Origin of the sequence: Paenibacillus abyssi (assembly GCF_014640295.1) — a bacterium.
Classification (GTDB): domain Bacteria; phylum Bacillota; class Bacilli; order Paenibacillales; family Paenibacillaceae; genus Paenibacillus_D; species Paenibacillus_D abyssi.
The window spans coordinates 23,306-37,617 of record NZ_BMGR01000002.1 but is presented as its reverse complement, the minus strand read 5'-3'; the positions used below and the strand labels follow the sequence as shown (position 1 = coordinate 37,617).

At 49.9% G+C, this 14,312-nt stretch carries 8 protein-coding genes; 7 read left to right on the top strand and 1 reads right to left on the bottom strand.

From position 1 onward, the window contains the following. Nucleotides 1–503: 503 nt before the first annotated feature. Complete coding sequence (locus tag IEW11_RS02800) at nt 504–2,708, bottom strand: MMPL family transporter (RefSeq protein ID WP_188528847.1); 2,205 nt, start codon at nt 2,706–2,708, stop codon at nt 504–506. A 253-nt stretch (nt 2,709–2,961) separates the two neighbouring features. Here IEW11_RS02800 and IEW11_RS02795 point away from each other — a divergent pair, with 253 nt between their 5' ends. The 7 genes from IEW11_RS02795 (at nt 2,962) to IEW11_RS02765 (ending at nt 14,101) form a co-directional block, all read left to right on the top strand. After that, entirely contained in the window at nt 2,962–3,897 is a 936-nt protein-coding gene (locus IEW11_RS02795) for an ABC transporter permease (protein WP_229724952.1), read from the top strand. Nucleotides 3,898–3,977: 80 nt separating this feature from the next. Further along, nucleotides 3,978–4,802 (top strand): carbohydrate ABC transporter permease, encoded by an 825-nt coding sequence (locus tag IEW11_RS02790; RefSeq protein ID WP_188529472.1) that lies wholly within the window; start codon nt 3,978–3,980, stop codon nt 4,800–4,802. A gap of 133 nt (nt 4,803–4,935) precedes the next feature. Next, nucleotides 4,936–6,630, top strand: coding sequence for an extracellular solute-binding protein (locus IEW11_RS02785; RefSeq protein ID WP_188528845.1), 1,695 nt, complete (start codon nt 4,936–4,938; stop codon nt 6,628–6,630). Between the two features lie 93 nt (nt 6,631–6,723). After that, complete coding sequence (locus IEW11_RS02780; protein ID WP_188528844.1) at nt 6,724–8,631, top strand: sensor histidine kinase; 1,908 nt, start codon at nt 6,724–6,726, stop codon at nt 8,629–8,631. A gap of 1 nt (nt 8,632) precedes the next feature. Beyond that, entirely contained in the window at nt 8,633–10,183 is a 1,551-nt protein-coding gene (locus IEW11_RS02775; protein WP_188528843.1) for a response regulator, read from the top strand. 178 nt (nt 10,184–10,361) lie between these two features. Then, the gene (locus IEW11_RS02770; RefSeq protein ID WP_188528841.1) at nt 10,362–12,122 is read left to right on the top strand and encodes an ABC transporter ATP-binding protein; all 1,761 of its coding nucleotides are present in this window, start codon (nt 10,362–10,364) and stop codon (nt 12,120–12,122) included. Further along, entirely contained in the window at nt 12,119–14,101 is a 1,983-nt protein-coding gene (locus tag IEW11_RS02765) for an ABC transporter ATP-binding protein (protein WP_188528839.1), read from the top strand. The genes IEW11_RS02770 and IEW11_RS02765 overlap by 4 nt, the downstream gene beginning before the upstream one ends. The last annotated feature ends 211 nt before the right edge of the window (nt 14,102–14,312 follow it).

Here is a 14,312-nt window from a genome sequence, read left to right as displayed (position 1 = left end):
GGACCGGAGATGGTTTTCGGCTAGCAGAACAGATTAACGGGAAAACCTCCATCAAATATTCTGATGATGCCTTTATTCCTAGGCTTTGCAGGAATACCTCCTCCTAATTCAATCGAATTCTGACATTTAATTAAATAAGTTAAATATTAGCTGGATGAATTCCAGTTAAGTACACTTGACATGGTCAAGTTGGATAGTTAGCAGGAGAATTTCCATTTAAATTATGCAGTAGCACGTAATCGCACAATAACACGTGATCACACAGCAGCGCGTAGCACGTAACTCACACCACGTAATCACACAGCAGCGCGTAGCACGTAACTCACACCACGTAATCACACAGCAGCGCGTAGCACGTAACTCACACCACGTGATCACACAGCAGCGCGTAGCACATAACTCATACCACGTAATCACACAGCAGCGCGTAGCACGTAACTCACACACCACGTAATCACACAGCAGCGCGTCAGCATCAGCATAACCAATAAATGCTGATATATTTATTCGTGTGCCCCGGGCTTATCCTTATGCCTGAACCATCGCGGTGCCCACCAGTTCCATTGGCCCAGCAGCTTCATCATGGATGGGACGAGGACCATCCGGACAATCGTGGCATCGATAAATATCGCCAGCGCGATCCCCACACCGAGCTGTTTAACCGGCATGACACCGGTGAAGGCAAAGGCGCCCGTAATCACAATCATAATCGCCGCAGCCGACGTGATAATCTTGCTTGTCAGTGCCAGACCCTCGAGCGTCGCTTGATCATTATTCCCCGTCTTGCGGTAGATCTCTTGAATTCTGGAGATCAGGAATACCTCATAATCGGTACTCAAGCCGAACACGATGCTGAAGATGAAGATCGGGATAAACAAGGCAATGCTTGTCGGATCCAGCCCGAATAATCCATCCTGAAAGATCCATACGATAATGCCGAACGTCGCGCACAGGCTGAGCACGTTCATGAGGATCGCTTTCAGCGGAATCAGCACCGAGCGAAAGGCGATAAATAGAATCAGATAAGTCGCGCCGAGAATCAGCGCAAGGCTGTAGCCGACTTTTTGATAGATTTCATCGAAAATTTCCTGGTTGAACTTCGGATAACCGCCCACCATCAGTTTAACGCCTTCCTCATCGCGGTCCATCTCCCGTACCCAATCCTTTGTCTCCTCATCATAGGTCCCGGTATTTAACTCCACCTGCAGCAATGTCTGATTTCCGCTCAGAAGCCGTTCAACAATGGGAGTGAGCATAGCGGATGTCCCAGGGTCAGAGTATACGGCAGCCCATTGCTCCGCATTCAGATTACCCGACAGAGAAAATAACGATTCCACCGTGCTGACCTGCGGATCGGCAGCGAGCTTTTCATTTAAGGTCTGCAATGCCGCTAAAGAGGACAATGTTGTCACATCCTCTGGCGTTTCCGCTATAATGACCACTTTTGCGGAATCTTCATTCAAGAAGGTGGCTTCATAGGTTTCGTAAGCGACCCTTGACTCATAACTCATCGGCAGCGCATCGGTACCCGGTACGCGCAGATTCATGTCCCGAATCGGTATCATGCTGACAATCAGAATGAGCAGTGCGCCGGCAGCCATAATAATCGGACGCTTCATCACGATTCGCGAGAATCGGAGCCATGCGCCTTCTTTATCCGGCCGTTCCTTCAGCACCATCAGCTTATTCACACGGTGGCCCAGCAGGGAGAGTAAAGCGGGCAGCAGCGTAATCGCCGAGAGAATCGAGAAGAAGACCACCGTCATTCCGCCCAGTGCAATGACTTTAAATATGTCGACCTGGATAAACATCATCCCAGCCAATCCGATAAACACGCACAGTCCGGAGAAAATGATCGATTCGCCGGCTGTCAGGACGGATATTCTAACGGCTTCATGGACGCTTCGATGCTTCAGCTCCTGCCGGAAGCGGTTGACGAACAGCAGCGCAAAATCAATGCCAAGCGCCAAGCCGAGCATGACGACAACATTAAGCAGGAAGATCGATAAGTCCATTTGCAATCCGAAGAAGTAAAGCACACCCATAGTGCTGACGACACTGATCAGGCCGACAATAAGCGGTAAACCCGCAGCGATCAACCCCCCGAATGCGAACAGCAGCACGATCATCGCCACAGGAAGCCCGATCATCTCGGCACGGGTAAGATCCTCTTGGCTGGCCGTGTTCAAGTCCTCTTCAATAATCGGCGCTCCAGTCAGCTGTACAGGAATCACTTCATCATTCAGATTGGCAACAGCATCGCGCACGGAGCGGATAACAGGCGGCATATCCTTACTCTCCAGATCAAAGCTTAACGTTGCATAGGCCACGCCATTCTTCGCCATGGCCGGATCCGCTCGCGCGCCAGCTGCTTCATAAGGAGAAGCCGTATCGGCCAAGCCTTCCAGCTCAAGGGTGCGCATCTGCTGCACGGTTTCTACAACATAGCGGCGGAATTCGTCGTCGTTCACCGCATCGGGCTGTTCGAATACGAGCATTAAGGTTGATTCGTAAATACCAAATTCTTCTTTTAGAATGGTGTTCACCTCAGCGAACGTACCCTCCATCACAAATCCGCTTCCTTTTAACACCGCAGGGAGCTGAAAGGCAAACACCGACAATCCAAGCACAAATACGATCCATACCGCAACGACTGACTTGCGGAACCGGTAGCACACATCCCCCAAAGCGCTTAACCAACGAGACATTCCTTCCCCACTCTCTTTACGTTTTGATTCTTACAGCTTTATCCACACTCAATTATTGCTATCGTAATCGATTGTGGAGCACGTTATCAAGTTTAGCACCTGAAATTCTGATACCTGATATAAAAAATGAAACCTTACGAACAGGGGCACAAAAGGACTACAATTTATATGACAGATAGAAGCGCTTACACCATGTCATAACTTAGGAGGTCTGACAATCATGAGAGCCAATCTGAGCTATGACGTTTCAGAGATGCGGCCGATGAGCCGCAAGGACAAGATACTCAAGCTGCTCAAACAATTTTACAGTCAGCGTTATTTGCAGGTCATGGCGCTGCTCGGCGTCGCGTGGATGTTTATTTTCAACTACATCCCGATGTACGGCGTCATTATCGCATTTAAGGAATTCAGTATTATAAGGTCCGTGGCTGAAGCGCCTTGGGTAGGGTTAGATCACTTTAGGGCTTTTCTCGATGATGACGAGCTGCCCAGTGTTATTCGAAACACGCTGGGAATGAGTTTGATCAAGCTCGTAATAGGCTTTCCGCTGCCGATTGTTTTTGCGTTATTTTTGAATGAGCTCAGATCTTTGCGCTTCAAAAGAGCGGTCCAAACCGTCTCGTACCTGCCGCACTTTCTTTCCTGGGTCATTCTTGGCGGTATTTTGACTACATGGCTGGCGGATGTTGGCATTATTAACAAAGTGCTGCTTGCACTTGGCTGGATTGATGCGCCGATCAGTTACCTGGCGGAGCCGCAATACTTCTGGTCGATCGTTATCGCTTCGGATATCTGGAAGGAGCTCGGCTGGTCAGCTATCATTTATCTGGCTGCAATGGCGGGTGTCTCCCCTGAGATGTATGAAGCCTCAACAATCGACGGTGCGGGAAGATTCCAGAAGATGTGGTATATTACGCTGCCAAGCATTAAAGGCACCATTACAATTCTGTTCATTCTGGCCGTGAGCGGCGTCCTCAACTCCAACTTCGATCAAATTCTGGTGCTGAAAAATCAGCTCAACGAAAGCGCAAGTAACGTTATCGATGTGTATGTTTATGAGACGGGTCTGGCTAGCGGCAGATACTCTTACGCTACGGCAGTGGGGCTCATCAAATCTATCATTGCGCTCATCTTGCTGCTGATTGCGAACTCGGTGACCAAGAAAATTAACGGTCATTCTCTATTCTGATATAAAGGTGGTTGCTGCGGGTGCTGACAAAACGAAAAACAGCCGGAGAAGCCTTATTTGACGGCTTCAATATACTCGGCATGCTGGCCATCTGTTTTATTACGCTTTATCCGATATGGTATGTCCTTGTCAACTCCTTCAATGATGGTCAGGATGCGATGCGGGGCGGTATCTACTGGTGGCCAAGAGCATTTAGCATGGATAATTACGTCGAGGTGTTTAAAAACCCGGGCATCATGACGGCGATGGGCGTCACCGTAGCCAAGACCTTAGTCGGTACGGCCGCGCATGTGTTCTTCACCGCAATGGTCGCATACGCGTTCTCACAGCGTGAATTGATTGGACGCAACATCTACCTGCTCATGGGTACCTTCACGCTGTTCTTTAGCGGTGGATTAATTCCTTTCTACCTGTTGATTCGCGATCTGGGAATGTTGGATAATTTCATGGTCTACATTATTCCGTTCTTGTTCAGCTTCTTTGATCTCATCATCTTCATGTCCTTCTTCCGGGAAATCCCGGGGGCGCTGAAGGAAGCGGCAAAGATTGACGGGGCGAATGACTTCTCCATTTTTACCCGGGTTATTATTCCGGTCTCCATGCCGGTTATCGCAACGATCTCGTTGTTCCACGGGGTGTGGCAATGGAATGATTACTTTGTCGGCATGATTTACATCAACAATATGGACCTGCAGCCGATCCAAACCTTCTTATTCCGGGTCGTTGCGCAATCCAGCTCCAGTCAAATCGTAGCCGCTGCCGGAGGAGGGGTTGACCGGACGGTTACCTCGCAGTCGATTAAGCTTGCCACAATGGTTGTAACGACAGCGCCGATTGTGTTCGCTTATCCGTTCCTGCAAAAGTATTTTGTAAAGGGTCTTATGATTGGTTCAGTGAAAGGTTGATCCTTTTCCAACATGGTTGCCGGTCTTCGGCGGCAGCGAACCGTGTTTTGCCGTCTTACAGCAAGGCCGGTTCGTTCGCCAAAGATTGATTTATACAACACCAGTACGAAAAAACAAGTAAAGGGGTAGAGCAATGAAGAAGAGATTGCCAAAAAGTTTGTTGGTCTTAACGTTGATTTTCACGCTTGTTTTTGTGGCAGCATGCTCCAATGGAAGCAGCAACAACGCTGAACCAGCTAATCAAGGAGCAAACGAAGGGGCAGGCGAGAATACGGCGGCAGCGCCATCACCCGATACACCAGGCTGGACGCTTGATACTTCACCGATTACGTTTGACTGGTATTTGAACTTTGCATGGTTCCCGAATAAATGGGGCGTTGACCCAACCTCCAAATATGTAACGGAGAAAACGGGCGTTAACATTGAGTTTATCGTGCCTGCCGGCAATGAAAATGAAAAGCTGAACACGATGATCGCTTCCGGCGACCTGCCTGACTTCCTGACGCTTGGCTGGTGGGAAGACGGCGTGAAAACGATGATCGAAGGCGACCTGGTGCTTCCGCTGAATGAGTTGGCAGAGCAGTATGACCCGTACTTCTTCAACGTATCCGATCCGGCGAAGATCGCTTGGTATACGCAGGAAGACGGTCATATCTACGGTTACCCGAACTCCTCCTCTTCACCAAGAGACTATGAAACTTACGGCGAGAATTACATTTCGAACCAAACGTTTGTCGTGCGTAAAGATATGTATGAAGCCATCGGCAGCCCGGATATGCGTACACCGGAAGGCTTCCTGAATGCGCTTCAAAAAGCGCAAGAAATGTTCCCGGATGTGAACGGCCAGCCGCTCATCCCGATTGGCTTCCATGATTTCGGCGATGATGGCAACTACTCTTTCATCGACTATTTGCAGAATTCGTCCTACCTGGCTAACTATCTTGCTATTCCGCGTGAAAAGGATGGCCAGCTGTATGATGTTTCTACCGATCCGGAATTCGTAAAATGGCTGAAAGTATTCCGCCAAGCTAACGAAATGGGCTTGATGTCCAAGGATGTCTTTATCGATAAGCGTCCGCAAATGGAAGAGAAAATCGCGCAAGGCCGTTACTTTGCCATGATGTATCAACGTACTGACTTTGCAGCACAGCAGAACGTATTGTTTGCTAATGATCCAAACTCTGTGTATATCGCAGTAGACGGACCGGCCAATGCCGACTTGGATCAGCCGACATTGGCAGGCCCTAGCATCTCCGGCTGGACAGTGACATTGATCTCCAAAGACGTGAAGGACAAAGAAAGAGCGATCCGTTTCTTAAGCTACTTGCTGAGCGAAGAAGGTCAAAAGGATCTGTATCTCGGTGAAAAAGGTGTCAGCTACGACACGATCGACGGTAAGGATCAATTCCTGCCGGAGGTACTGGAACTGCGCAATACGGACCGTTCCGCATTTGACAAGCAGTATGGATCCTCGCTCACCTTCTGGATGATGCAGGATACCAATATGATCACGAAGTGGGAGCCGCCGTCTGTCGAACCATTCAAACAGCTGGAAGACTGGACGAGAGGGAAGACGGTCAGCTACTCGCAGTTTGACCTGATCAATCCGCCGAACAGCTCGCCGGAAGGCATTAACGCGAAGAAAATCTCTTCGCAGTGGGGTAAAGTGCTTCCAAGATTGCTCCTTTCCGGATCGGAAGAAGAGTTCGACCAAATCTTTAACGAGTTCATTGCCTTCCGCGACAAAAACGGCTTCGCCGAATTGATGGAGTACCGTCAAGCGAAATATGAAGAAAATATCGGAAAGCTTGCCGAATTCCTGAATTAATCTTATATTTAACTCACCAAAAAACCCAGACCCCATGGGTTTTTTGGTATATGATAAGACTTAGTTTCCACCACCCTACGCGGAAGTGATCGGATGAATAAACGTCTACGCAATCTTTTTAACCGGATGCTCTTTCGCATCGAGCAATTATCGCTGCAGTCAAGGCTCAACATCGCCTATGTGGTCATTATTTTGCTGCCCAGTATTTTGATTTCCATCTATATATTTAATGAATTCTACGGCAATTATCTCAGGGACGTGGAGCGCAGCAACGAGAATGCCCTTGAGATTGAGCGAATCAACATTAACAATAATATTGCGGCGATGGAGCGTGCGGCGCAGCTTACCATTTCCGATGAGGATGTACTGGAGTATCTGGGGCAGACAACCGAGCCAAGCACAAGTGAGCTGATCGCATTCAGTAGAAACACTGTGCCCAATATCCTTAGAATTCAATATAACAATCCGACGATTGAGCATATCCGGATTTTTACGCGGAGCGAAGCATTATTCGAGCTATGGCCGGTATTTCACGGGGAGAGGCGGATCAATAACGAACCTTGGTACGATGAAGTCATGGTGAAAAACGGCATGGAGCATTGGATGATCCAAAGAGAGGATAAGGAAATTATCCGCTACTCGGAGGAAGGAAGGGGCGAGCAGCCGAAAATTTCACTGTCCAAAGTGATTCAATATCCGCAAGGCAATCATGTGGGCATTATCCAGGTGGATATGCTGCTGACGCAGTTTTTTTCGAATATGTTCAACACGCTGCAGGATGAGCAAGCCCAGCTGCTCGTGATGGATGGGAAAGGGGAGCTGTATACAAACCCGGCTCATTCCTTCCTGGCGGAAATCGGATTGACGGAAACGTTCATTAAGGAACAGTTCAATCAGCTGCTGACAACCGATCGGCAAAGCGCTGAGTTTATGTTTAACGGCATTCCTTTTCTGCTCGCACATACGTATATCGAACGAATTGACGCCTATATGCTAAATGTCGTATCGCTGGAGAATGTGTACCGCGATTTAAATAAAACGCGCAATTATATCCTGCTGGCTAATATTGTTTTGATCGTTATTTTAGCGGTCGCAACCTACATTATAAATTCGATTATTTTAAAAAAGCTTCATATTCTCGCGAGTTCGATGAAAAAGGTGCGGCAGGGCGATTTTCACATTGAGCTTGCCGTTCGCGGCGGCGGCGAAGTGGGGGAGCTTGCCCACCATTTCCGCAAAATGCTCAGTAAGATTAACGAGCTGATCGCAGAGGCGGTTAATAAACAAGCCGCTTCGAAGGAAGCGGAGCTGAAAACGCTAAGAAACCAGATCGATCAGCATTTCCTGTATAATACGCTCGAAAACATCAAAATGCTGGCCGAAATCGAGAATCAACCGGTCATCTCGGATGCCCTTACTTCGCTTGGCGGTCTGATGCGCTACAACCTGAAATGGACGAGCGAATATGTTTCGCTGCGTGAAGAGATCAATTACATTACGAATTATATCGCGATCATGAATGTCCGGTTTGACGAGAAAATCATGCTGCAATTGGATATCCCGCCCCAATACCTGAATCAGGAGCTGCTGAAGATGTCGCTGCAGCCGGTTGTGGAGAATGCCGTAAAGCATGGACTGAAAAGCGGCGAGATGACCATTACAATTAAGGCGAGCGCAACAGACGGAGATATGGTCATTGAAATGACGGATGATGGGATCGGCATGACAGCAGACGTGCTGCAGCGGTTGAACCGGAAATTCGATTCGGAAGCGGATGTTTATGATGATACTCCGGATTCACTGGCAGGAGGGACGCCGGCCGGGTCCGTGATGGTTGGGGGCAGCAGTCCGGGAACAGGCATTGGATTGCACAATGTGCATCAACGGATTCAGATGTTTTACGGTAAGGAGTACGGTCTTCGAGTTGAAAGTAAAGAAGGGAAGTACACCCGGGTGATTATGAGAATTCCATACTTCATATTGACGGGAGGGCTCTCTTAGTATGCGAACGCTGTTGATTGTCGATGACGAGAAAAATATTAGGCTTGGCTTGCGTGCCATGATTGAGCGGGAGTATCCCGACGTATATCGAATCCTGCTGGCAGCTGACGGCAATGAAGCATTGGAGACAACACAGCAGGAGAAAGTAGAGATTATCATTACAGACATTCGGATGCCCGGGATGGACGGCATTTCATTCATTAAGCGCATTGCGGGCTTCACTCCAAAGCCATCGGTTATTATACTGAGCGGTTATGATGATTTCCAGTACGCCAAGGAAGCGATCAAACACGAGGTCAAAGAGTATTTGCTGAAGCCGATCGTGCGCGACGAGCTGTTCGGGGCGCTGGGCAGAATTGAGGAGGAAATCACGCGTTATGAGGAAATTTCGGGCCGTTTGCAAGCTTCGGATCAATATCGGGAAGCGCTGCGCGCAGCGACGCTGAGCAATATTCTTCTGCAAAATGAGCTGTCCGAGGCTGAAGTCGCCGAACGCTGTGCGGCAGCCGGGCTGGACGAGTTCGATGATTGTTATTATGTTGGTCTATTAAAATATACGGGTTCCGGTCAGGAGCTGTTCAAGGGCGAGGAATTTTTACAGCGCGAGGCTCAGAAAGAAGGCACCAAGCTCGTTTATTTTGAAGATAAAAACGACCATTTGACCCTGGTAACCGAGGATGAGGGATTTTTTCAAGGCCTGCTCGAACATTTAATTGGCAAGAGCTCCGCCGTATTCTACATCGGGTTAAGCGAGCGCGGCCAAGGCATTGGCCGGATCGGCAGCTTTTATAAGCAGGCAAGGCATGCGCTGAAATACAGCCTGCTGCAGCAGCATGCGCGCGCGGCGGTTATCCGGTACGATGAGATCAAAGGCCGGGAGCAGGTGTTGCATGTGCCGGTGGATGATATCCGCAAGCTTGCCAATATGATGGGTACTGACCGCGAGAAAGAAATGAAGTCGCTGCTAGTCGAACTGCTCGATTTCCGTAAGTTCAATGGGGTGGATATCTGCAGCCTGGAGTCAATCAGCAAACATCTCAATGAGATGGTATTCGACCGGGTCGTCCATTTGTACGGCGAGGAATCGGTTGAAATATTGAAAATGTACCGGATGGCCGGCAATATTTATAACTTTGAGAGCCTTCAGGACTATTTTCACAGTGTCGAGAGCTTGCTCTTTCAATTAAATCACTATATCCGCAATATCAGGTCGGTTCATGTCGAGCAGAAGGAAATGGGCAAGGCGGTACAGTACATTCATGAGAACTACAATAAGGACTTGAATATGGCCATTGTGTCCAATCACGTTTCATTGAATTATTCATATTTCAGCCAATCCTTCAAGGAATATACCGGTGAAAATTTTGTGCATTATTTGAAAAAGGTGCGCATCGAAAAAGCGAAGGAGCTGCTGCTGCAAACGAACGATAAAGTGTATGAGGTCAGCGAGAAGGTGGGCTTCGAGAACCCGAAGCAGTTTAACCGGGTATTCCGGGAGCTTGAAGGCGTTACCGCCATGGAGTACCGGTTGAATCGGAGCCTGCGGTTATAAGGAAAGGCAATAAGCTTCGCTGCGGCCAACGCCGCGGCGTTTTTTGTGTTAACTGCATTCCGGCTTATAATGGGTAACAAATCCATTTTTTCAAATTAAGGGTACACAGGGCAGGAGTCACAAGGTAAAATGGAAAGTACTGATTTCTATGATCTAAATGAAGAAGGGGGCGCCATCTATGCAGTATTTTTCCAAGCTGAGTTGGTTTTTCCGTGAACGTTGGTTATTCTATGTGCTCACTGTCCTTCTTGTGGCCTCCACCAGTTTTTTGAATAGCATCTCGCCCCGCCTGATCGGCAATACGATCGACCGGATTCGCGAAGAAACACTGACACAGGCAGGGTTGTATCAAACCGTGGGATGGCTGCTCGGCATTGCCGTTTCGATGTTTATTCTCGTCTATTTGTGGAATAACCTGTTATTCGGAAGCTCGGTACTGCTTGATAAGCAGCTGCGGAGCCGGCTGTTCAAGCATTGGACGACAATGACCCCTTCTTTCTTCCAGCGGAACCGTTCCGGCGAGCTGATGGCGCTTGCTTCCAACGATATAACGGCGGTTAGCAATACAGCCGGCTTCGGCGTCCTGACGCTTGTGAATACGATAGTCGCCACGACGATCGTTGTCATTTCCATGGTGATATTCGTCAGCTTCAAGCTGATGGCCGCCGCGTTATTGCCGCTGCCGCTGCTTGCGCTGGCGATCAATCGCCTCGGCAAGGCAATGAGGATACAGTTTCTGGATGCGCAGGAATCGTTCGGGCGGATGAACGATCATGTGCTTGAATCGATCTCCGGCATGCGCGTGCTTCGATCCTACGTTCAGGAGGATAAGGATATTGAGGCATTCGGCCGCGTGACGGGCGATGTGATGGAGAAAAATATCAAGGTTGCGTACATTAACGCGATGTTTCAGCCTGCAATCTCGATCATTGTCGGATTAAGCTTTGCGATCGGCATCGGTTACGGCTCGTACCTGGTGTTCCGAAATGAGATCACCTTAGGCGAGCTGGTTACCTTCAATATTTACCTGGGGCTGTTAATATGGCCGATGATCGCGTTTGGCGAGTTTATTAATATTTTGCAGCGCGGCAGCGCTTCCGTGAACCGGATTCAAGATAATCTGGAACAGCGGCAGGAGGTTGTCGAGCCTGAACGCCCTGTAAAGGTTGAGGTGCCTGAACGTATAGAATTCCGCGGACTCACCTTCCGTTATCCGGGCTCGAATGTTGACAGCTTGAAGGGAATTTCCCTGCGGATAGACCGAGGGGAAACCATCGGCATCGTCGGGCGAACCGGCGGCGGCAAGAGCACGCTGCTGAAGCAGCTGCTGAGGCAATATCCCATTGAGGCCGGCAAGCTGTTCGTGAGCAATGTTCCCATCGAGCAGATTTCATTGGATCGTTTAAAGCGTTGGATCGGTTATGTGCCTCAGGAGCATCTGCTGTTATCCAAGACAGTGAAGGAAAACATCGCCTTAGGCAAACCTGAAGCGACAGAGGAGGAATTGGCCGGCGTTATTGCCATGGCATCGCTTGAAAATGACATCAGGCAGATGAAGCAGGGCCTGCAAACGATGATTGGCGAGAATGGCGTCATGTTATCCGGCGGCCAGAAACAGCGGGTGGGTATTGCAAGAGCGCTGCTGGTCGATCCTGAAATTTTAATTCTGGATGATGCGTTATCCGCTGTGGATGCCCGAACGGAACATGCGATCCTGCAGCATATCCGCGGCAGCCGTAATGGCCGTACGACGCTGATCGCTACCCATCGGCTAACTGCAGTCACTCATGCGCATCGGATTATTGTGTTTGAAGACGGCGTCATTATCGAGGAAGGCACGCACGCGGAGCTCATGCAGCGCAAGGGATGGTATGGGCGCCAATACGACCGGCAGAAGCTGGAACAAAGCTTGCTGGCTGATGAGAAGGAGACGCCATGAGTAAACCGCATACGAAATCTGTAGCCAAACGGCTGTTCAGTTATATGCTGCTATTCAAACGCCGGATAACCGTGGCGATTTTGATCTTAATCGCAGCGATGTTATTCCAGCTTGCCGGACCGATGATTGCCAAAGTCATTATCGATGACCATATCCTGGCGATTGAAAAGGATTGGTATGAGCTGGCACCGCGGGATGTACCGGATGATATGAATGCTGTTCCATTTCAGGATAAAGCGTTCGTGAGGTCGGATTGGGCGCGTGAAGGCGAGCTGGGCCAAGCCGCCGCTGTGGCCAACATCCGGCAGGAAGGCGCCTCGTTCGTCCTGCAGAGCGATTCCATCGGCACTTTCACGCTGACACCGGCAGAGGTATGGGACTTCTACCAATACGATGTTCAGCCGGTCATGCAGCTAGTCGGCTTGATTGTGTTATTAGCGATCTGCGCAAGCGGATTGAATTTTGTGCAAAGCTTTATGCTGCAGAGCTCGGCGCAGCGCATCGTCCAACGGATTCGGATGGATGTGTTCCGCAATATGCACCGCATTGATATCCGGTATTACGATAATACGCCGATCGGGCAGGTGGTGTCCCGGGTCGCGAATGATACAGAGAATGTCAAAGACCTCTATATGAGCTTCATGGCGACCTTTGTCGTCAGCGGGTTGAATATATTGGGCGTATTCGGCGCATTGCTCTTTCTCGACTGGAGAATGGCGCTCATCTGCTTTATCCTGCTGCCGATCTATACGGGCATCATCGTGCTGCATCTGAAATATTCGCGCAAATACGTAGCAGCTATTCGCGCCCGGCTGGCGGAGATGAATGCAATGCTGAACGAAACGATTCAGATCATGCCGATTCTTCAGGCTTTTCGCCGGGAACAGAGCGTCCGTTCGGAGTTTGAGGCTTTGAATGATGACCGTTACCGTAATCAGATCATGCAGTTCCGCATCTTTGCGTTTTCGGGACGGAATGCCGTTTACTTCGTCGGAAGAATCTTTACGGCGATGATCATCTGGTATTTTGGCAGCGGATCGCTGGAGTCGGCGATTTCATTTGGCGTGTTTTACGCGTTCATCGATTATTTGGGCCGAATCTTCGAGCCGATCATCGGGATCTTCGACCAAATGATGAATGCGCAGCGTGCGGTCGTATCGGCAGAGCGTGTGTTTGAATTAATGGACAAAGAGGGAGAGGATATCGATGCGAAGCAGGAAGCCGCGCGCCCTCAAGGCCATGTCACGTTTAGCGGCGTCACGTTTGGCTACAAGCGGGAGGAGCCGGTGCTGCGCGATATTTCCTTTGAAGCGGGACGGGGCGAGACCATCGCGCTGGTCGGGCATACTGGCTCGGGCAAGAGCTCGATTATGAACCTGCTGCTCGGTTTCTACGAGCCGGATGAAGGGACGATACGGATAGACGGAGAGGATATCACACAGATGTCGAAGCAGGCGCTGCGCAAGCATATGGGCATTGTGCTGCAGGATCCGTTCCTGTTCACAGGTGATATTCGATTCAATGTCCGTCTGCACAATCAGGAGATCAGCGATGAGCAGGTCAGGCAGGCGTTAAGAGAGGTCGGCGCCGAACCGTTTGTGCGGCAGCTGTCCAAAGGCATCGAAGAGCCGGTCGTGGAGCGGGGCAGCACCTTGTCCGCAGGCCAGCGGCAGCTTGTTTCCTTTGCACGGGCGCTTAGCTTTGATCCGGCTATTCTTATTCTGGACGAAGCGACATCGAGCATTGACAGCGAGACGGAGGCGCTCATCCAGAAGGCGCTTGATGTGCTGCGCCATGGGCGGACGACCTTTATTATCGCCCATCGTTTATCGACGATCAAAGAAGCGGACACGATCCTAGTGCTGCACCGCGGGGAGATCGTAGAACGCGGCACGCACGAGCAGCTCATGGCGCTGGAGGGGCGCTATTACCGAATGTACCAGCTGCAGAGCAACGAGACCGCGGGCTCGATCCGTTGATTGGCAAGCGAAAGCCACCCGACCACCTCTTCGATCGTCGCGATAAGGTTACGCTTAAACGAAGCAGATCGAATGATTCTGGAGAAGCGTCAGCGGTCGCCTTTGTTCCCGGATTCCCACCTCGGCTTATTCATTTAAGGGAATCCGGGAACAACAGCGATCGGAAGAACATTCGACTGCGCAGTGAATGCGGTACAACCAAAGCTTTTAA